This is a genomic window from Micromonospora sp. NPDC006766 (genome assembly GCF_040636055.1).
Taxonomy (GTDB): domain Bacteria; phylum Actinomycetota; class Actinomycetes; order Mycobacteriales; family Micromonosporaceae; genus Micromonospora.
The window spans coordinates 121,014-140,196 of record NZ_JBEYIX010000001.1 but is presented as its reverse complement, the minus strand read 5'-3'; the positions used below and the strand labels follow the sequence as shown (position 1 = coordinate 140,196).

The 19,183-nt window shown below is 68.6% G+C and carries 23 protein-coding genes; 1 reads left to right on the top strand and 22 read right to left on the bottom strand.

All coding sequences use genetic code 11. The features are described 5' to 3' along the window. The first annotated feature begins 34 nt into the window (after positions 1-34). A complete protein-coding gene (locus ABZ671_RS00905) occupies positions 35-562 on the top strand; it encodes a hypothetical protein (RefSeq protein ID WP_357849153.1) in 528 nt (175 codons plus the stop codon). Between the two features lie 37 nt (positions 563-599). On the opposite strand, the gene ABZ671_RS00900 is transcribed toward ABZ671_RS00905, so the two are convergent. From ABZ671_RS00900 to ABZ671_RS00795, 22 genes are all read right to left on the bottom strand, one after another. After that, a complete protein-coding gene (locus ABZ671_RS00900; protein WP_357849150.1) occupies positions 600-1,283 on the bottom strand; it encodes a hypothetical protein in 684 nt (227 codons plus the stop codon). Between the two features lies 1 nt (position 1,284). Beyond that, positions 1,285-2,403 (bottom strand): DUF5047 domain-containing protein, encoded by a 1,119-nt coding sequence (locus ABZ671_RS00895; protein WP_357849147.1) that lies wholly within the window; start codon positions 2,401-2,403, stop codon positions 1,285-1,287. A gap of 22 nt (positions 2,404-2,425) precedes the next feature. Continuing rightward, positions 2,426-3,178 (bottom strand): hypothetical protein, encoded by a 753-nt coding sequence (locus tag ABZ671_RS00890; RefSeq protein ID WP_357849145.1) that lies wholly within the window; start codon positions 3,176-3,178, stop codon positions 2,426-2,428. Next, complete coding sequence (locus ABZ671_RS00885) at positions 3,175-7,053, bottom strand: hypothetical protein (RefSeq protein ID WP_357849142.1); 3,879 nt, start codon at positions 7,051-7,053, stop codon at positions 3,175-3,177. The genes ABZ671_RS00890 and ABZ671_RS00885 overlap by 4 nt, the downstream gene beginning before the upstream one ends. A gap of 15 nt (positions 7,054-7,068) precedes the next feature. Continuing rightward, the gene (locus tag ABZ671_RS00880; protein ID WP_357849139.1) at positions 7,069-7,317 is read right to left on the bottom strand and encodes a hypothetical protein; all 249 of its coding nucleotides are present in this window, start codon (positions 7,315-7,317) and stop codon (positions 7,069-7,071) included. Positions 7,318-7,352: 35 nt separating this feature from the next. Continuing rightward, the gene (locus ABZ671_RS00875) at positions 7,353-7,787 is read right to left on the bottom strand and encodes a hypothetical protein (RefSeq protein WP_357849136.1); all 435 of its coding nucleotides are present in this window, start codon (positions 7,785-7,787) and stop codon (positions 7,353-7,355) included. Then, entirely contained in the window at positions 7,780-8,049 is a 270-nt protein-coding gene (locus ABZ671_RS00870; RefSeq protein ID WP_357849133.1) for a hypothetical protein, read from the bottom strand. The genes ABZ671_RS00875 and ABZ671_RS00870 overlap by 8 nt, the downstream gene beginning before the upstream one ends. After that, a complete protein-coding gene (locus tag ABZ671_RS00865) occupies positions 8,042-8,455 on the bottom strand; it encodes a hypothetical protein (protein ID WP_357849130.1) in 414 nt (137 codons plus the stop codon). Before ABZ671_RS00865 ends, ABZ671_RS00870 begins: the two co-directional genes overlap by 8 nt. 2 nt (positions 8,456-8,457) lie before the next feature. Then, positions 8,458-8,700, bottom strand: coding sequence for a hypothetical protein (locus tag ABZ671_RS00860; protein ID WP_357849127.1), 243 nt, complete (start codon positions 8,698-8,700; stop codon positions 8,458-8,460). Positions 8,701-8,799: 99 nt separating this feature from the next. Next, positions 8,800-9,369, bottom strand: a complete 570-nt coding sequence (locus ABZ671_RS00855; RefSeq protein ID WP_357849124.1) for a hypothetical protein — start codon at positions 9,367-9,369, stop codon at positions 8,800-8,802. 86 nt (positions 9,370-9,455) lie between these two features. Next, positions 9,456-9,791, bottom strand: a complete 336-nt coding sequence (locus tag ABZ671_RS00850; RefSeq protein WP_357849121.1) for a hypothetical protein — start codon at positions 9,789-9,791, stop codon at positions 9,456-9,458. 69 nt (positions 9,792-9,860) lie between these two features. Further along, entirely contained in the window at positions 9,861-10,850 is a 990-nt protein-coding gene (locus ABZ671_RS00845) for an HNH endonuclease signature motif containing protein (protein WP_357849118.1), read from the bottom strand. A gap of 110 nt (positions 10,851-10,960) precedes the next feature. Continuing rightward, on the bottom strand, positions 10,961-11,359 hold the full coding sequence (locus ABZ671_RS00840; RefSeq protein WP_357849115.1) for a hypothetical protein: 399 nt from the start codon (positions 11,357-11,359) through the stop codon (positions 10,961-10,963). After that, complete coding sequence (locus ABZ671_RS00835) at positions 11,359-11,742, bottom strand: hypothetical protein (protein ID WP_357849112.1); 384 nt, start codon at positions 11,740-11,742, stop codon at positions 11,359-11,361. The genes ABZ671_RS00840 and ABZ671_RS00835 overlap by 1 nt, the downstream gene beginning before the upstream one ends. 16 nt (positions 11,743-11,758) lie before the next feature. Continuing rightward, positions 11,759-12,226 (bottom strand): hypothetical protein, encoded by a 468-nt coding sequence (locus ABZ671_RS00830; RefSeq protein ID WP_357849109.1) that lies wholly within the window; start codon positions 12,224-12,226, stop codon positions 11,759-11,761. 26 nt (positions 12,227-12,252) lie between these two features. After that, on the bottom strand, positions 12,253-14,919 hold the full coding sequence (locus tag ABZ671_RS00825; protein ID WP_357849106.1) for a hypothetical protein: 2,667 nt from the start codon (positions 14,917-14,919) through the stop codon (positions 12,253-12,255). 92 nt (positions 14,920-15,011) lie between these two features. After that, positions 15,012-16,304: a hypothetical protein gene (locus ABZ671_RS00820; RefSeq protein WP_357849103.1), complete on the bottom strand. Its 1,293-nt coding sequence runs from the start codon at positions 16,302-16,304 to the stop codon at positions 15,012-15,014. Positions 16,305-16,357: 53 nt separating this feature from the next. After that, complete coding sequence (locus ABZ671_RS00815) at positions 16,358-16,909, bottom strand: hypothetical protein (RefSeq protein ID WP_357849100.1); 552 nt, start codon at positions 16,907-16,909, stop codon at positions 16,358-16,360. A gap of 2 nt (positions 16,910-16,911) precedes the next feature. After that, positions 16,912-17,190 (bottom strand): hypothetical protein, encoded by a 279-nt coding sequence (locus ABZ671_RS00810; protein WP_357849097.1) that lies wholly within the window; start codon positions 17,188-17,190, stop codon positions 16,912-16,914. Between the two features lie 75 nt (positions 17,191-17,265). Further along, the gene (locus ABZ671_RS00805) at positions 17,266-17,778 is read right to left on the bottom strand and encodes a hypothetical protein (protein ID WP_357849094.1); all 513 of its coding nucleotides are present in this window, start codon (positions 17,776-17,778) and stop codon (positions 17,266-17,268) included. Beyond that, positions 17,778-18,707, bottom strand: a complete 930-nt coding sequence (locus tag ABZ671_RS00800; protein WP_357849091.1) for a hypothetical protein — start codon at positions 18,705-18,707, stop codon at positions 17,778-17,780. Before ABZ671_RS00800 ends, ABZ671_RS00805 begins: the two co-directional genes overlap by 1 nt. A gap of 117 nt (positions 18,708-18,824) precedes the next feature. Beyond that, the gene (locus tag ABZ671_RS00795) at positions 18,825-19,181 is read right to left on the bottom strand and encodes a capsid cement protein (protein ID WP_357849088.1); all 357 of its coding nucleotides are present in this window, start codon (positions 19,179-19,181) and stop codon (positions 18,825-18,827) included. Between the last annotated feature and the right edge of the window lie 2 nt (positions 19,182-19,183).

The window sequence follows — 19,183 nt, the reverse complement described above, 5'->3', positions numbered from 1 at the left end:
GTGGTCGACACACGCCCACGGGCAGGGCGGGTCTGTGACCATCCCGGGGAAGTGGGCGATCGCCGCCGCCGCTGGCATCGCCATCGGACTGGCCGCCGGGGTCACCATCGGCGGGCGCACCGCCGCCAAGCCGCAACCGGCCGACGCACCGACGGCCCGGGTGGTGCAGGCTCATACCGGATCGGCCACAGTGGCCGACATCGAGCAGGTGGGCGACACCGGCAACGCGTACGTGGACATGCGCACCCCGGGACCGTCCGTCACCGTGAACGTTGACCCGCCAGCCCGGGTACTGGTGATCCTTTCCGCGCACCTGAACGGTGGCGGCGGCCAGGGCGGCATGAGTTTCGAGGTCAGCGGGGCGTCAGCTGTCAGGGCATCGGACATGCGGGCGTTGCGTCACGACCACGGCTATCGAGGCGCGTTCGTGATCCTGTTGACGACAGCGGACGGGTTGCGGCCCGGCGTCAACACCTTCACCGCGAAGTACCGATCGGCCGCGTCCGGTGAGCACGCCCTGGTAGCGGCCGACCGCAACATTACGGTCATACCCATCTCCTAGCCCCGCCCAAGTCATCGCGTCCCGGCACGCAGGGCGGTCACATGGGCCAGACCACCATCGTCCGGTCGGTAAACAGGGTTGTGCCATTCGTGACTGAATATTTGGCGGTGAACGTGTTCTGGCCTGCCTGCAAACCATTCGCAGAGGTCAAGTAGACGGCCCTGGCGGGTGTGCAAACCCCTCCAGCCAAGATCGACACGTCCGCTGCACGCCAACTCGCCGGGTTGATGTTGCTGGCTCCGCTGACTCGGAAAGACATCGACGCAGCCAGTGGGGAGTTGCCGGACATTCGGGCGCCGATCAGCACCAGCGCCTTCCGGGCGGGGCTGATCGTGGCGGTCACCTGCGGACCAACGTGGGCTAGGTCGACGTACCCGCCGGTCGGGGCGGTCAGGCTATCGAACCACTCGTTGGTGTCGGAGACCATCTGGTCGCTGACCGCACGCATCGCGGTTGCTGCCGCGTCTGTGCCGGGAATGGTGAGCCGGCCGAGGATGCACCATGACGGCCCGGCAGTCAGAATCCCCACCACGTCGCCGGGGGCCAGAAGCAACGCTTCACTGGTGTTGAGGATCGACAGGTTCGTCATCACCGCACCGGCGACATCGATCGTGTTCTCCGTCGTGTACGGATTCCAGGCCAGCACCACGCCCTGCCGGTAGCCCAGGCCCGGCGTCGAATCCGGGGCAGTCAACAGCGGTACCAGGTCGTCGCCCCGCACGCTAGATCACCCCCAGCGCGATAAGGGTTTGCTCCCGGGTTGACGCGGTCATCGGCTCGCTGGCGGTCAGCGGCACCGTCAACCGCTCGATGACGTGCGTCTCCGACCGGCCGGGATAGGTGACGAGGATCGGGTCGTACGGTTCCAGCGCCGGGTTGGGCACCATGCTGAAGTCGACGCTGTAGGGCAGGCCGAGGGACCGGGTCAGCATCGCCGCCGCCGCCGCCTGCGCCTGCGTGTCCGTGTAGAGGAACGGGCTGCTGTAGAAGCGTGGCACCTTCCCGAACGGGCCTCCCCACCGCGTGGGTGACTGCGGGTTGGTGTCCACGACCACGGCCCGCGCCGGGTAGGCGGTGTCCGCGGCCTCCCCGGTCGCCACCACCCCGTTGTAGACCTCCTCGTCGGTCAGTTCCCGGGACAGTTCGACCAGGACGCCGTCCGCGCCGTGGCTGACGGTGAACGCAGGGTTGGTGGTCTGCGGCGGTTTACGGATCACCAGCACGCCCCGGTGATCCCAGTACCAGATTTTTCCCGCCGACTGGACCAAGTCTGCCAGGAACTCGAACCGTTCCTCCTCGGCCGTCAGTGACCGGGACAGTGGGATGAGGCTGGTGTTGTCGTCCCACTCGATGACCGCCGACGGGTACACCTCGCGGACCAGGGTGGAGACGATGAACCCGAGCGTCGCGGTGGGCCCAAACTGAATTGGGTTGACCAGCCGGCCCTTGATGAGCCCCCACATGCGGTCCGTGGCGGCGACGCGGATCGGCCCGTCGGGTGCCTGCTCCTGGGCGGGAGTGTTGATGCGGTGATAGCCCAACGACACCCATTCGGTGGTGCCGTTACCGTAGCGGATACCCCGGCGGACGTGGATTTCGTTGCCGTACGGGGTGAGCAGCGACGACGCCTGCGTGGGCCACATGCCACGCCCGTTGATGGTGATGTCGATGGTGGAACGAATGTCGGCGGTGCCGTCGATCTCCACATCACCGTCGAGCAGACTGAGTAGGGTGCCGGTCGGGTTGACGCCGGTCTGCCCGGGGGACACAACTCGGGCTTCGCACACGACTTCGTGGCTGCCCCGGACGGTGCGCAGAAAACGCGCGGAGACGGGCCGCACCCGGTCACCCCCGCACCCTGGTTTAGGAGACGATGACGTCGGTCGGGTTGCCGACCAGTTCCAGCAGGTCCGCCCACCTCGGCTTGGCGGTGATGACGTCCTGCCACCGGCTGTACCCGTTGATGACGGTCTGCCAGGTGGAGCTGGCGCCCACCACGTCGGGGCCGGGCGCGGCGACCTCGGTCAGCGGCAGCGTCCACAGCCGTTCGATGCTGCCCCGCTGCGGGTGCGCTTCGGTGGTGTCGCCGATGGCGACGTAGCCGCCGCGTGACGGCCATGTGGACGGCACCTGCACCAGGACTGTGTCTCCGGACGCGGCCAGCATGTCGATGTCGGTGGCCTCGTCGCGAGTGAGGGTGAGGATGTCGATCGACCATCGGCGGGAGCCGCGTACCTCGGTCACCGCGACGGGCATGCTGCGGCCGATGATGTCGAAGACCCCGGCGCGGGCGGGCCTGGTGGTGTCGTCCCAGCCGACCACCCGCACCGGCCGGTTCAAGAATGGCCGGGCCAACGATTTGATCCACACGCTGTCGATGGCGGGTGTGATCGTGGCGGTTTGCCCCGACGCCCGGTACGTGTTCGCCACGTCAGGTGTGAACTCGTAGTCGTCGATGCTGATGGTGCCGCCGGTCGGGGTGAGGGACACCCCACCCCGAACCGTCGTCCACCGCACCAAGTCCGCCGACCGCTCGACGGTCGTCACCCCGGCGAGGCCGGTCACGGACACCCGCACCCGCGACAACCCTGTGTCGTAGGCGAGGGTCATGGTCATCGCCGTGCCCCCGATCCCGCCGTCGCCCGCCGCCGGATGCCCCGGTTACTGCTGCTGATCTCGGTGCGGACCACCCGCACCACCTCGTCCCCGATGTAGATGGGGATTTCCACCTGGGTTGGGTGGTCGCCCCCGTCGGGCAGGTCCAGCCCGGCCAGACCGGCGAGCCCGGTCAGCGGTGGGGGAGTGATCGCGAACCGGTCCGCCAGGTCCGCCGCAGCGGACTTGGCGACGCCGAGGTTGGATGTGACACCGGAGGCGACCATCTGGGAGATGGACCGCCCCGACAGGTACGGGCTACCCGAGCCGGACAGCGGGCCGGTTTTGGCGGGGGAGTGCGGCAGGAAGTCGCTGATGATTCCCGTCATCCGGCCGGCTGCGTCGCGCAGCGCCCCGAACATGTCTCGGATGCCGTTGATCAGCCCGTTCACGATGTTGCGGCCGGCTTGGTACAGCAGCTTGCCGGCGTTGGCGAACGCGCCTCCGATGTGCCCGGCCAGGTCTCGCACTGCCTGCCCGGCCCGGCTGGCACCATCGCGGAACGCGTCGCCCATCCGGCCGATCGCTCCCCGTACCGTGTCGACCGGGCTGAGCAGCCCACGGATGAAACCCGTGATCAACCGGACCGCGCTGCCGGCCACGTTGAGCGCGCCGGTCAGCGCGCCGAGGACGACGCGCAGCGCACCGGACTGCAACGCGGCGTTCATCGCCAGCGTGGCCAACTGGACCAGCGGGGGCAGTAGCGGCAGCAGGACCGGCAGGAGTTGCGCGAACGCGAGCCACAGTTGCAGGCCCGCGTCGATGATCTCCGGCAGGTGCGGGGCGAGCATGAGGAGCGCGTCTAGGAGCCCCTTACCGAGTTGCATCGCCACCTCGGCGATGATCGGTACAAGCTTGGCCATGGTGGCGGCGAACTTGGGCAGGTATTCGGCGAGTTTCCCGGCGAATTGCGCCGCCATCTGGGCCAGGACCGGCGCTAGTGGTGCGATGGCCTTGGCGAGGGCTACGCCGGCCTTCGCCGCGATGGGCAGGACGGTTACTCCCCACTGGATCAGAACGGGTAGTAGCTCTTTCATCACCCCGACGAACATGGTCGAGATCTGCCCGATGACCGGCCCAAGTTCGGCGGACAGGGTGGACAGGGCTGTCGCGGCGACGGTGAGCCCGCTCGCCAACCCCGACGCGATCATGGGCAGCAGGGGGGCGAGGGCCTGCATCAGGTCACCGAGGGCCTTACCCACGATCGGGGCGACCGGGGCTAGTAGCTTCAGCCCATCCACGAGCCCGCCGAGGAGAGCGTTCATGCCTGGCGCGGCGGATTGCACCAGGCCGACCAGGATGTCCGCGAGGGGCTGTAGTCCTGCTGCGAGGGTGGACACCAGTGGGGCGAGGGAGATCAGCCCGGGGGCGAGGGACGCCAGAGCGCCGCCGAGCGACCCGAGCAGTGTGATCAGGGCTGGCGCAAACGCCACTGCAAGATCACCGATGGCCTTGGACACCGGCACCAACGCCCGACCGAACGCCAGCAGTACCGGCATCAGCGCGTCACCGATGCGGCCAAGCTCGGCGAACAGGTCCCGCAGTACGCCCTGCCCGGCCATCGAGTTGATCAGCTCGTTGAGTCGGTGCAGCCAGCCGAACAGGCCGCCGTTACCGCCGCCCAGGTCGGCGGCGGAGAAGATCCCCTTCAAGATCCCGCCGAGATCCAGGGCGGCCCTGCCGATCGCCTTCAGCGCGGCAACACCGTTCTCGATGATCTCCTTCAGCTTCCCGGAGGCGGCCATGTCCGACATTTGCTTCGAGACGCGGGACAGGAAGCCACCGAACTGGCGGGTCAGGTCGGCGGTGACCTCCGAGCCGACACCAGACATATCCAGCAGCGCCTTGGTGAACGGGCGCACAGCCGGCGTCAACCCGTCCAGCGCGGCCTTCGCATTCGTGAAAATCTCCGCGAGCCGGATCTTGCTGGACCGCGTGGACAGTTCGGCCATGCCGGCGCGCATCTGCCCGTTGAGCACCCCGGCGACACCGACAAGCCCGGTCTTCACGGTCGGCAGGACCGAGTCGGACAGCCGTGTCAGGTCGCCAGCAACCCCCGCGAACAGGGCTTGCTGCACGGACCGCTGCACGGCCTCCCACGCCGGCCGAAGCGCGATCATCGCCCGCACCACGGCCTGGGCGGCGGGGGCAAGTTTCGCCATGGCCTCGGCGAACTTGTTGACCCCACCGCCGCCACCAGCGGCGTTGACTTTCTTCTGCGCGGCAGCCAACGCCTCCTGAGCGGAGGCGAGCCCTTCCGTAGCGGAAGCGAGGTGGTCGGCGGCCCGCTGCTGCCGTTCCAGGGCGGCCTGCACCAGGTCAGAGTTTTCGACGCCCTTCTTGACGGCGTCGTCGTTCTCTTCCTTCAGATCCTTGGTGTGAGCGGCGGCCTCTTCGACCGCTAGCGCGGCCTCCTCGTAGGCGAGTTGCGCCCGCTCGATCTCACGCGGGTCGTTGCCCCTCTCCTCGGCGCGGGCCAGTTCCTCGCGGGCTTCCCGCAGCCGGATCGCGGCTTCGCGCTCGTCGAGCTGGGAACGCCGCAGGGACCGGTTAAGATCTTCGATGCGCTTGACGGCGTCCTTGCGGGCCTGGTTGAGGTCTTCCTGTGCCTTCTTCGAGTCGCGTAGGGCGGCCTGGTAGGTGCGCTCAGCGGAGGCCACACCGCGTTCGGCCTGGGCGATTTGCCGGGCCGTGTCGACGATCGCCCGACCACCGCCGCCGCCGGTGGCGGCCTGACCGGACGCCTTCAACGCGTCGCCGATGCCCTTGAAGCCGACGATGAGCGCGGCGATACCGGACGCGGCGACAGCAGCGGCACCGGGCAGGATGAGCAGGGCACCGGAGGCGGACACGGCGGCGGTGACGAGCGCGCCGAGCCATTGCACGGCCCCGGCCGTGGCCGAGGCGAGACCGGCGAGACCAGCCGCACCGGCACCGGCGATAGCGCCGATGCCGGCGAGCCCACCGGCGGCGAGGGACGCCATCCGGGCGGCCGAAGCGAGCCCGGACAGCCCGGTCAACGCCGCCCGCAACGCCGACCGGTCAACATCAACTTTGACGTCGGAGCGGATCGGCGGGATGGACCGCTGGACGGCGGCGAGCATCGCCCGCAGCCGGGCCTCGTAGGCGGCCCGCGCGCCCGGCTCCGTCGGCACCTGCATCTTCGCGTGCCGCTGGATTTCGGCGAGCTGCGCGCCCAGCCGGGTACGCAAACCGTTGGTGTCCGCCTCGACGGGGATCTTCGCCGCCCGGTTGGCGAGGGCGGAGATCTCGCGGCGCACCGTCGCCTGGAAGGCGGACATGACCGGGTCGACCTCGACCTGCACCTTCGGCGGCCGGACAGGCTTTTGGAAGGTGGGCGCGGGCAGGGTCATCTTCACCCGGTGGGCGACGTCCTCAACCTGCGACCGCAGGGACCGTTCGTACTCCCGCCGGTCACCCGGCTCCGTGGGGATTTTGGCCTTCAGCCGCCGCTCGATGTCGCCGAGCGCGGTGGCCAGGTCACCGCGGAGCCGGTCGGTGTCCGGGCGGACGGGGATGGTGACGGCCTGCTTCGCGAGGGCGCGGAGCTGCCGGTCCACGTCCTGCCGGAAGGCGCGCATCAGCAGGTCGGGGTTGTCCCGGGTGTTGTCCTGCGGTACGGGCCGGGGGGCTTTGTGGTCGTAGTCCGGCTCAACCGGAATTTTGATCTTCCGCTTGCCGATGGCGTCTTGGAGCGCCTTGTCCAGGCCGGCGCCCTTGAACTCGCGGATCAGTTCCGTGCGCAGGCTACGGGCAAAGCCCTTCGCGGACGCGTTGATCTCGACAGAGACGCGGCCAACAACGGGGGAGGTCACAGTCGACCTCCCCCGCTACTGCTTGGCGTCGCCGGGCGGGATCAACCCCAGGTTGCGGAGCCGTTGCGCAATGTCCTCACCCGACTGGGCGGGCTTCGCCGCCTGTTGTCGGGTGCGGCGGGCGCCGGGGATCTCCAACGGTTTCGGCTTGCCGCCCTTACCGCCGGAGCGTTGCCAGTTCGCGCCGGCTAGCCGGTAGTCGATCCGGGCCAGCAGCACCGCATTCAGGTCCCAGTCGGCGGCGTCCCCGCGTAGCTTCCGCATGAGCGCGGAGTCGCGGGGCAGCCGCCGAATGAACGTCAGGAGTTCCCGCGCGGTGTACCGGTCTTCCGGCGGGCCGAAGAGGGCTTTGCGGAGCCGGATTTGGTGGTAGCGGTGGAGGTCCGCTTCGATGCAGGCCCCGTGCTCGGCGAGGAGTCCACGGAGCCCTGCGTTTCCCCCGGTTCCTCACCGGAGTGCATCGTCCACTCCTTGAATAGGCGGACCATCGCGGGCGCGGGCTGCTTGACCCGGTTCCACTCCTCCTTACGCTCGTCAGGGAGCGCGAGGTCGAACAGTTCTCGGATGGCGTCGACGTCCATCTCGTCGGCGAGGGACGAGGCACGCCAGTCGAGGTCGCCGAGGTGGGGGACGACCCACCACACGCCCCGCCACCGGAACTTGAACGGCTCCCGCTCCTCTTCGGCCCACGCTGCGTCGAGGTCGAAACCCTCGTCGTCGAACTCATCAGCCACGGCCGGTCACCTCCTCCTGCGGTTCCTCGACGCCGATGACGACACGCTTGGCGAACAGGGTCAGGGTGACCAGCACCAGGTCCCGTTCGCGGAGTGCGATCTCGTGGACCGTCACCGGATGGCCAGTCGGGGTGAGCAGGGCTTGCCCGTTGAGGCGGATCTCGTTCGGGACGATCGTGTCGGCCGCCGCGTGGTCGGGGTTGCTCGGTTCGGTGCGCCGTTCGATGATCTCGATGACGGCACCGGCGGGACGGTCAGCCACGGCTCGCCTCCGGCTGCTCGTCGGGCTGCCAGCCGGGGATGTCGGCGCGCGGGTCCACGGCCGGCGGCTCCCACACCCGCACCGGCCGCAACGGGCGGCCACCAACGGTTGGGGGGGCGGTCGGCCCCCCGACGGTCACCTGATCCACCGCCATCGTGACCGTCAGTTGCGGGCCCAGCTCGGTCGACGCCACCTCGTAGGCGAGGACCGGCAGGGTCATGCCGGCGATGGTGAGGTCGTAGCCGACCACCACACTGTCGGGGGTGTGTCCCTGCGCGGCGTCGATCATGCCGAGCCGGTCGAGGCGGTGTACCGCCTCCGCCCGGTCCTGCTGCACCTGCGGCGGCGCGGACGCTCGCCGTTCGGTGATGACGGCGGTCAGCCCGTGCGCGCTGTTGTCAGCCACGTTCAGGCCTCCTCGCTGAACGTGAGGGTGTACGCCTTGCCGGGCTGGAACTGGTCGGCGACCGAGCCCCTGAGACCCATCGTCAGCGACAGGCCCGGGGTGTGGAGCGCCCATTCCTTGTTGCGGCCGTCGGCGTAGTCGGGGACGAACGTGACGATGACGTGGCGGTTGTCCTCGCCCTCCGCTGCCCGGGTTGTCGGGCCGGGTTCGGTCTTGCTCTGGCAGACGATCTTCGCGGTGATCATGCGGGTCCTTTCGATTAGTGCGGGTCGACAGGAAAGTGGGGAAGGTGCTGGCGGGCGACCCGCACGGACTCCCGCCAGCACCAGAACGAGAGCCCCGGGTCAGTCACCCAGGGCAAGGTCCGCCGATACGTAGTGGCGGTACGCAATGCATCCACTACCGTCAATGAATGCCTTGACGGTCCACTGGTACACCGTCACGTCCTGGCTGGACCAGACGACGTCCCCGCGCTCGGAGATCTGACCGAGCGGGATGACGATCCGCTGACCCTTCGTGCCGTCGACACCGTGGAGGATCCAGGTGCGCAGGTCACGCACGGGCGGCTTCTCGGCGATCGTGACGCCCTCGGCGGTCTGGGTGATCGTCGACCCGGGGAACTGCAACCCGAGGGTGACGAGCGTGGTTTCCATGGCCGCGAACTGGAACGTCTTCGTGTAGTCGCCCGGCAGCGACGCGGCGAGCGCGTTGCCCTGCCACATGAAAATGTCGTTCGTGTCCTGCGACGTGGCCTCGGTGATGCCATCCGAGGTGATCGCGCCGACCTCCTTGTAGATGCCGGCGTCAAGGGCGGACGTGCCATTCGTGGGCAAGGCGACAGTTCCGGAGCCATAGTCGCTGACCGCGACCAAGCCGTTCTGGTAGGCCCGGATCGCCTGGGTGTTGACCCCCATGGGTCACTCTCCTTTGGGCATGGTGAAGCGCCCGGCAGGCGATGCCGGGTCGGTGGACGTGTGCGGGTCCGGGTCTGACGGAAGGGTCAGGGCAGGCGGACGGCCTGGAACTTCAGTTCGGCGTGGTCGCCATTGAGCTGGAGCGTGCCGGAGTAGTTGACGACCTCGTACGGGCCGAGAACCCACGTCTCACCCGCGGGGATTGACACGGTGCGCGGGGCCGCCGTGAAGCCGTCGATGGCACCGGTGACGACGATGGAGACGGTGCGGGCGGTCGAGCCGCTGTTGCCGTTCCGGGCGATCAGCAGCGTCTTCCCGTCATTGGGAATGAAGTTGCCGTTGGCGACGTCTGCGGCGGCTTCGGCGGCCATAGCCACGCCGGCCTTGCGGGCATCGACGACAGGGACGATGGTTCGCGCCATGGATGGTTCCTCCGGGCATGACAAAGGCCCGGCGGTGCGCGCCGGGTTGATTCGATGTGTGGGGTGGTGTCAGCCGAACAGCATGAGCTGGACGTTCTCAATCCGAGCGTGCTTCTTGAGGTTGCAGCGAAGATGAGCAGCGCGGACGTTGGCCCTCGTGTGCGTACCGCCCCGCGAGAGCGGGACGGTGTGGTCGAGTGACGCACTCAACGGGTGGGGGTGCTTCAACCGTCGCTGGATCTTGCGGTTGCAGAGCGCGCACCGCCACCCGTCGCGGTCGAAGATCGATTCCTTGGTGAACTTCTCCGCGTCCGCGCCTCGTATCCGAGCCCGGCGGAAGTGGCCGTGCATCCCGGCGTACGCCCGCTGCTGCTCAAGCCGTCGAACGCGCCGGCACGTTGAGCACCGGGCGAGCCGCTGGCCCCTACGACCGGGCTCCACCGGCGACCCGCAGTTGGTGCACCTCGCGGTCGCCCTGCCCTCAGCCGTCGCCGCGCGTTTGTAGGCGTAATGCCGCTGGCGTTTGCAGGTGAAGCACCGTGCCGGGTACTTGCCGGGATAGTAGGGACGCGGAAGCTCGTCGCCGCAGTGGTAGCAGTGCGTGGCCAGCTTCGCGGCCCGCCGCTCCGTCCGCTTGGCCTCCGCTCGAAGCCTGGCGGACCGTGCCGCCGTCTCCGCGCACGGGGGGCAGTAGAGCGGCTTTCCGCTGTTGCCCGCCCGGTTGATCTTCGCCCCGCAGATGGTGCAGAAGAACTGGCGAGGCTGGCCGGCGTGCGCGACGCGGTACTGCTTTAGGTATTCCCGTAGGTGCGCCTTGCGGCACCCCGCGCACCGCCCGGGGCGCTTGCGTGGCTTGTCGTACTCGACACCACAGTGGGGGCAGTCCTTGTACTCGACCCTGGCGGCTGCCCGCTCGCGGCGTTTGTGTTCGCGTGTGGCTTTGCGCTGCGCTTCTCTGACGCATGTGGCGCAGAGCAGCTTGGGCCTGTTGCTGCGGGTGATGTGGTCGAAAGTGGTGCCGCAGTCGCGGCAGACCACGGTGATGGTACGTTCAGCCATGTCGGCTCCCGGTGCAGTCGGGTTGTCGGCGGCCCCGGCGGTGTTCGCGCACCGTTCGGGGCATCTTTGTTTTGCATGTCCGATTCTACGTGTTGCCGCAGGTCAGCGGGTTACTGCACGAGGCCGTGGAACACGACCCGGTAGGTGGCAGACCGCTTGTAGACCGACGGGTCCGGCGCCCAGAACGGGGCCGTCACGGTGCCGACCGCGCTGACGGTCACCCCGCTCGGCCAGGTGTGACCGGGCAGGTGCAGCCGCAGCTCGTCGCGGGCACGCCCCGCCATCTGGCGGGCGTGGTCGGCGTTCTTGGCGTAGAAGTCGATATCCAACAGCGCCGAGTCCAGGGTGAGGACCGTGTCGCCCTCACCCGGGCCGCGTTGCACATGCCCGATCGGGGCGGTGAACGGCCAGTCCGGCGGCAGCTCGGGATCGGCCCACATTTTGCAGCCGTCAAGCCGCTCGTGAAGCCACTGGGATACCAGCAGCTCCGGGTCCGCGTAGCCGGCCATCAGTCGCCCGCCGCGCGGAGCGCGTTGCGGAGGATGTGCATGGCTGGGGTGCCCGGGTGGTTGACCCGCCGGACCGGGTGGTGCGCGCCAGGCCAGTGCAGTGCCTCGCCGTGCTTCGGTTCGATGATGTGGGGGCGGCTGCCCCGTTCCAGGATGAGGGAGTGGTCGGCCCCGGCAACCACCCGAACCCCGGCGGTACGCGCCCCCGTGATGCGTTCCTTGCGGAGCCGGCGCACGTAGTCACCGGAGCGTTTCGGGGCGGTCGCCGCAGCTACCGCGATGACCCGGTCCGCGCGGCGTTCCAGCTCCTCGTACAGCCATTCTTGGTGCATCATCGCGGTGATGCCCGCCTGGCTGACCCGCACCTTCACTCGCACCGACACGACGCCACCCCCCTTTTTAGAGCAGGTCGTCGCCCCAAGGGGCCGGCGTCGGGAACGACCACGCGGGTAGCAGGTTGTCGCCCCGGGACGGCCCGGCCGCTTCGACCAGCCCGGCCATCAGGCTCTCCATCCGCTTCTCCATGTCGGTGGCCCGCTGCAACGACTGGTCATCATGCGGCCAGGACCGTTCGACCGCCGACGCCGCGTACAGGGTGGCGATCAGACCCGCGGTGGCTTCCTGCCCGGCCGGCAGGGCAGGAAGCCGGCCGGTCACGTAGGTGATGCCGTCGCGGATGAGCCGGTCCACCGCACTACCGGTCGGCCGGGTCGTCCCGTCGAACGTGAGCCCGTACACGTCCTGGCCGGCGGTGGTCGTGGCCGTGGTCTTCTTCAGGGTGCGGTGGGGGACGTAGTCGGCGACGTTTTCCCGCACGGGCGCCCAGTCGGGCAGTTCGGCATTGCCCAGGCCGGCGGGGATCGGCACAGCATGACCTCCTCGTCACGGTCGGGTCAGATGTAGTCGACCCAGAAGTAGCCTTCCGCGCCCGTTCCCACGCTGGACGGGATGGCCGGGTCGCAGGACAAGGTGAATGTGCGGTCGTTGTCGGTGACGACGGTCCGGTTGATTTCCGGTGAGGTGGCCTGCACGTGGTAGGCGGTGCCTACCGCCGTGAGCGTGGCCAGGGCGGTGCCGTTGCCGTCGGATACCTTCCAGGTGCGGCTGTTGCTGCCGATGCCGGACTGTGTGCCCTGCTTGACGATTCCCACCCGCACAAGGTGGCAGCCGGGTGGGATCTGCACGACCGCCGTTTGCCCCTCGGCCGGCAGCCCGAACTGGATTGCCGACCCGTACCGGTGCATGAGCCGTTGGATTTGCGCCGGCCGGGCATACCAGGAACGAGCGGCGTACGGGCTGCCGTTGACCGCGATGTGTGTAGACGGGTTTCCGCTGTAGGAGGCCCCGTACGGGATGCACCCCTCCACAATCATCCGGCCGATCCCGACACCGGAGCCGGTGCCGACGGTCGTGAGGAAGTCGGTGGTTAGCCCGTCTCCGTCAGATCCGAGGTAGTAGCCGACTCGGGTGGCGATGAGGTCGGGGATTTCAAGGATGGCATTTCGGATTGTTACTGCCGCTTTGGTCGATATTGGCCAATCACCGGCAACGGACAGGCCAACGTACATGTCGCTAAACATGCCGCCTTCCCACCATACTTGCCCCCGCCCTCGGGCCGCGATGTGGTGTTTCAGGCCGTTGGCCCAGCGGGTTGAGGCGTGCAGTGAGGCGCTGGAGTCGCGGAATATGATCTGGTTCCAGTTGATGTCTACGAGGCCGGCGTCTTCGTGGAGTTCGAACTTGTGGTTATTGACGGTGATCGCTGGGATGGTTTGGTATCCGAGGGTGGACCCATCGCCGTGGATGTATGCGAATCGGCCGGCAGCACCGTTGGCGGATTTCCCCCACAGGTCGGTTGTTCCTCCGAAGATTCGTAGGTGGCCGCCCGCACCCATATCGAAGACGTTGCCTCCGTTTGAGTGCACAATACTCGGAGAGTGGAAGTCGAAGCCGACGGCTTGCGGGTTGGTCAGGTTGGTCAGGAGGTTCGCACCGGCTACGGCGGTAGACCAGGTGCAGGAGGTGAGGGTCCACCTGTCGGCGTTTAGACCACCGGCGATTTGCAAGAACTGCTTGTAGTCCTTGAATGTGCATGAGTCGATTTTCCACCGCTTCGAGTTGCCGCTCGACGTGTGGTAAATGAACCGCTCATTACCGGTGACACCGACGATTGTCAGCCCGTATAGTTTGACCCCGTTACCCCAGTTGTTGTCATAAAACAGGTAGTCGGTGGGGCCGTTGCCGGTAATCCGCACATACAGGATCGTGTTGAAATTGCCGTCGCCAGTGATGTCAAAACCGACCGGTGTGCCTGACGGGGCGGCACGCTCCAACGAGAACAGAGCCGCCGCGTCGGAAATGTAGTACGCCCCGGCCGGGATGTGCAGCCGCAGCCGGGACCCGCGATATCCGGTGAGGATGTCCCGCCGTGTGAACGAGAACTTGCCCGATGCCATCAACGCGTCCCACGCGCTCCGGAACGCGGCCGTGTTGTCCGTGGCCGGCACGGTGAAAACGGAATTGGTGAAACACCGGCCGTACGTGGCCGGGTCCTGCGGCACGAAACTCGCCAACCCCCACGCCCCGGTGCCCCGCTGGTCGAGGTACTGGGCGTCCCCGACCGCCCCGTAATCGGTGACAGACACCCACGTCTCACCGCGGGTGAGCTTCGCGGCGAGCGCGGTGGCCTGCGCCGTCGACACCGGCTTAGCAGCGTCGGAGGTGTTATCCACGTTGCCGAGCCCAACGTGCGCCTTGGTGACACCAGAAACGGTGCCGGTGAACGTGGGGTTGTTGAGCGGGGCCTTACCGTTCAGCGCGGCCTGGGTGGCGGTGGAGACGGGCTTGTCCATGTCGGCGGTGTTGTCGACGGCACCGAGCCCCACGTGTGCCTTGGTGACGCCGGTGACCGTGCCGGTGAACGCCGGGTTGTTGAGCGGGGCCTTACCGTTCAAGGCCGCCTGCGTGGCCGCCGACACCGGCTTAGCAGCGTCGGAAGTGTTGTCGACGTTGCCGAGCCCCAGGTTGGCGCGGGCCAGTGTCGGGCTGGCCACATCCGACAGGTTCAGCTCCCGTTGCGCGGCTCCGACGATGCGGGAGTCGTCGCCAGCGGCGATCGTGCCAGCACCCGCGCCGATGTCCCTGGTGGCCGCCTCACTCAATCCCAAGTTGAGGCGGGCCGATGCCCGGTCAGCCAGCTCGGCCAGGTTCCGGTCCCCCGTCATCACCGTTGTTGGGTCCGGCATGGAGCCGGCCAACTCTTCGAGGCCGGCCAGCCGTTCGTTTGAGGCGGCGTGCAGCACCACAACCGGCCCGTCCGCGACCGTCGTGTAGAGCGCCTTGACCCCGTCGGGGTACAGCACCAGCGGTAGGCGGCTGTACTCGTCGACCTCGACGACCGCGCCGGGGATGGGCTGCCCGTCGAGGTCGAGGATGTCGTCTGCCGGGATCATGCAGTCGACATCGACGTACAGGGTGGCTTTGAAGCCGGCGGCGCGGGCACGCCCGTCGCGCAGGTAGACGGTCCGGCAGGACTCGTCAGGGCCGGTCAACCGCGCCATGCGTTCCCCTCCGTTCGGTTCATGCCGAGGAGCCGGCGCGCACGACTACGCGCCGGCTCATGGGCCGGTGAAAGGGAAGAAAGAGGCGGGTCTTAGCCGCCGGCCGCAGCCCGGCCCGGTAGGCGGTGACGGCCCGGCGCACCATCCGGGCAGGGCTTGACGAACAGCAGCAGGGCCAGCAGCAGCCACAGCACCGTCGCGACCCGGTTAGCGGTCGTGCCCGGCAGGCCGAGGGATGTGCCGACCGCTACGGCGATCAGCCCAGCGGCGAGCGCCGATTCTGCGGTGGCGGCGGGGCGGCGGGACCGCCACCAGCCGGCGATCAGGGCGACGAACACGCCTGTGTAGGCGGCGGCCCCGAGCAGGCCGCCGGTGACTGCGGCCTCTAGCCAGCCGTTGTCGTACGGGAGCCACAGGCCGCCGGCTCCGAACCCGACGATCGGGGAGTAGGTGGTGACCAGCTTCCAGCCGGTCACGACGGTTGCCGGCCCCGCTGACCCGAACCGGCCCGCTGTGAACAGGTTCAGGTCGCCGCCGTCGTCCATGAACTGCGCCGGCAGGGTGACACCGAGCCAGTCCAGGTGACCCGCAATCGCGGCTACCGCAATTACGTAACAGGCGGCGGCCAGCATCGTGTAGCGAGCACCGCGCCGGGAGGGCATCGCCAACATCAGGATGACCGCGACGGGTGCACCAACAAACAAGAAGACCTTCGATGCGACAAGGAGTCCGCCGACAGTGATGATGGCTGCGGCGGCGGTGAGCAGGGCGGCGTGGTTCCGCAGCCGGTACACGGCCGCGATGAGGGCGATGCTGTAAAACTCGCCGGCCTCGGCGGGCTGCACGAACATGCCGGCATAGCGGCCGGTCTCGGACTGTTTGGCTTGCACACTTTCGGCGAGGTCGCCGCCGTGCGACCACCAGGGGGACAGCCAGGCGGATAGGTCGGTGGTGGTGGACAGCCAGGCGAGCGCCGCGTTTGTGCAGGCGGCGACCGCCGCGACGGTGCACACCGTGTTGAGCGCCGCGCGTCGCCTGCCCGGGTTGACGAGGGTGACGACGGTGAGGATCACGGCGACGGGTAGGAGCAGGTTGTCGAACCCAGAGACGGCGGAGCCGGGGGCTCTGATGGTCTGCACCTGCCCGACGCCGATCATGCCGACGGTGGCCGCCGCGATCTGCACGGCCATCAGCAGGACGACGGCCTGGGCGGTGCCGGTGGCGTGCCGTAGGCGGGTGGCCCACACCATCGACAGCAGGACCAGCAGCGCCACCCCGTAGACCGCTACCTGTTCGGTGCGGACACCGGCGGCGAGGTAGGGGCCGAACGCGGCGCAGGCCAGCAGGAGGCAGACGCCGACGCCGCCGCTCAATTTGCTGCTCATGTAAAGGTGAACGATCAACCCGGGCGGGCTGGTGATGGCCGGAAGGGGCAGGGTTAGTTGGCGGCTTGTACCGCGATCGGGGCGCCACCGCCCACGTTGGATGTGGTGACGAACGTGGTGGGTAGTGGGCCCTGCCCGGCCGCTTGGGCTTGGCAGCCTCGGACGCCGACCACGAGTTGCGCGGTGGGGGCGTCCCGCCACTCCGACGCGACGTTCACGGTTGCCATTGTCACGGCCGCGCCCTGCGGGGTGACGGACAGCCACAGTGGGGTGCCCGTGATGGGGCCGGGCGGGACGACGAAGTCGATGGCCGCGATGACAACACCGGTGGCGGGTAGCGGCCCCGTGTCGAGGAGCAGGGTGCCGGCTCCCCGGTTTTCGTCGGCGCGGATGCCGAACCGTAGGGTTTGGGCGGCGGCGGCGCACCACACGGCCATGGCCTGCAACCGCAGCCCGGCCGGCAGGAACATCAGGCTGGCGCGTTCGGTGCCGGAGGGGTATGAGGCTTGTCCGGGGATGGAGCCGTAGATGGTGCGCCATTGGCCGGGGGCGAGTTTCGCTACGGGTGGCGGGTTGCTGGTGCTGTAGATGGTGCGGGCTCCCACGGTCACCACACCCTGACCGAGACGCGGGGGGTGCCGGTGGAGCGCAGGCGTACCACCGAGCTGCGTCCGTCGGTGCCGTCGGGGATTTCGAGGGAGCTGATGGCGGCGGGGAGGACGTGGCAGCCTTCACCGGCGACGGTGGCCGAGGTGTTGTTGGTGGTGAAGTACACCTCTGCGGTGCCGTCGAGGTTGGTGACTTCCACCATCCCCGCATTCACATCGAAGTGGACGAATTTTTCGGTGTTGGCTACAAGAACCACGTGCTGCGGGTTACCCGCCACGGCGACCTCCGATCAAACGGGGGTGGGGGTCCGGCCGCCCGCCGACCCGTAGCGGGCGGCCGGACATCAGTGGGGTCAGCCCTGCCGGGACTTGACCATCTCGACCAGGTCCGCTTTCTCCGCGCGGATCAGGTCGTCATAGCTCCCGCCCTGGGCGGCCAGGTACTCCACGAGCACGTCGTGGGATGCCCGACCGTCGGGGGCCTTGCCGCCCATCGCGGCCAGCTTCTCGCGGGCCGCCTTGCGGCGCTCGGCCTGCTCGGCGACGGCCTCATCCGGCTCGACCGGTTCCCCGCCCTCGCCGGGGGTCTCCTCCTGCGCGGACGGTTCCCCGCCCCCGCCGGTGGCCTTGTCCTCGGACGGCACCTGCTCGTCGCCGCCGGTGGGCCCGTCGTCGCCTTCCGGCACCGACGGTGCATCCGCGTCGACCCGCTCGATCAGCCGCACCGACAGCAGATGCTCGATCTCCTCCGGTGTGGCGGCGGCCGGCAGGTAGGAGCCCTGGTAGTGGTAGGTGATCGCGATGCCGTGTGGGGTTTCCGTGGTGGCCGGCGCGCACACGCCGACCACCCGGTAGCGACCGGCCATCAGGAGGCCGTCCCGGTGATGCGGATACCCGCGTAGGGCTCCTGGACGATCGGCACGGTCAGCCGGCGGGCCTGGATGTCCCACGCGTCGTGGTTGTCGATGCGGAAGGTCTTGACCTGCACACCGTTGTCGTTGGTGGCGTAGCCGGGGTCCTGCTCGGCTTCGTCGGCCATGCCGCCGAGCTGGGTGGAGTCGAACAGCCACACGTCGTCGGTGGGCAGGTTCGCCTCGACAGTGGTGACGATCTTGTAGGGGCCGATGAAGTCCAGCTCACCCGTGTAGATCGGGTTGTCCAGGGTCTCCCGACGCCGCAACTGGGCGATGATCTCGTCCGACATCATCAGCGCGGCCTTCGTGTCGGACATCAGGAGGGTGTCCGGCACGTAGCCCTCGTTGCGGCCCTTGATCTTCGCGGCGGCCAGGGCGATGTCCCGCCACATCCTCGCCGTCGACGCGTCCCACGCTGCCTTCGCAGCCTGGGTCGAGGTCACCTCGGCCGCCACCACCGACAAGGTCAGCTGGTCAACCTTGGAGATGACCGTGTTGACGCTCTTGCGCAGCGCCCGGTCAACGACCTGGCCGCCGTACACGCTGCGCTTGATCTCCTCGTCGGTCAACCGGACCGCCTGGCCCCACTTGCGGACGGCGGCGAGGATCGCCGTGCCAGTGCCCGGCACGTCACGCGGGTACTCGGCACCCGGCGCGATGCTGCGGGCGTCGCGTGCGTTGCGCAGCGGCTCCGACTGCTCGGCCAGCACGGCACCGCCGGACGAGCGCAGCCGCCCGGTGAGGATCAGGTCCGAGACGAACCGCAGATCCTTCAGGGTGCGCAGCCGGCGGGACACCTGCCGGGGCGACTGAAGCAGCCGGTGAATGGTGAGCAGATCACCGGACAGAGTCGGAGGGTTGGGAGGGAAAGTTCCGGGCATGTCACGTCCTTTCGCGGATGCCCGGTTTCCGGGCACGCAGAAAAGGCCCGCACGCATGGCGTGGGGCCCGAGGTAGCAGAAAGCTGGGGAGCGGCTAGCCGCTCAGGTGGTGGAGGGTCAGAACTCCATGTAGAGGACCCGGCCGCTCGCAGCCGCGGTCAGGGCGACACCGAGCACCGGTTCCGAGCCGGCGGCGGCGGCGACCTTGCCGGTGGCGGCGGCAACGACCGACGCCCCGGCGGTGATCGTGCCGCTGGCGGGGGCCTCGTGGACGGTTCCGCGCCCGTACACAGTCACCTCGCCGCCGGACGGGGCGTCGTAGCCGGCGTGGCCGATGATCTTCGCGGACGCGGCGGCGCCGGGGCCGACCTGCATGTTGCCGGTGACCTCGACGGCCTGGCCGCCGGTGACGGCCGCCGACGCGGTCATGGTGATCGCCTTGCCGGGCAGGAACAGGGGGGAGTAGTCGCCCATGA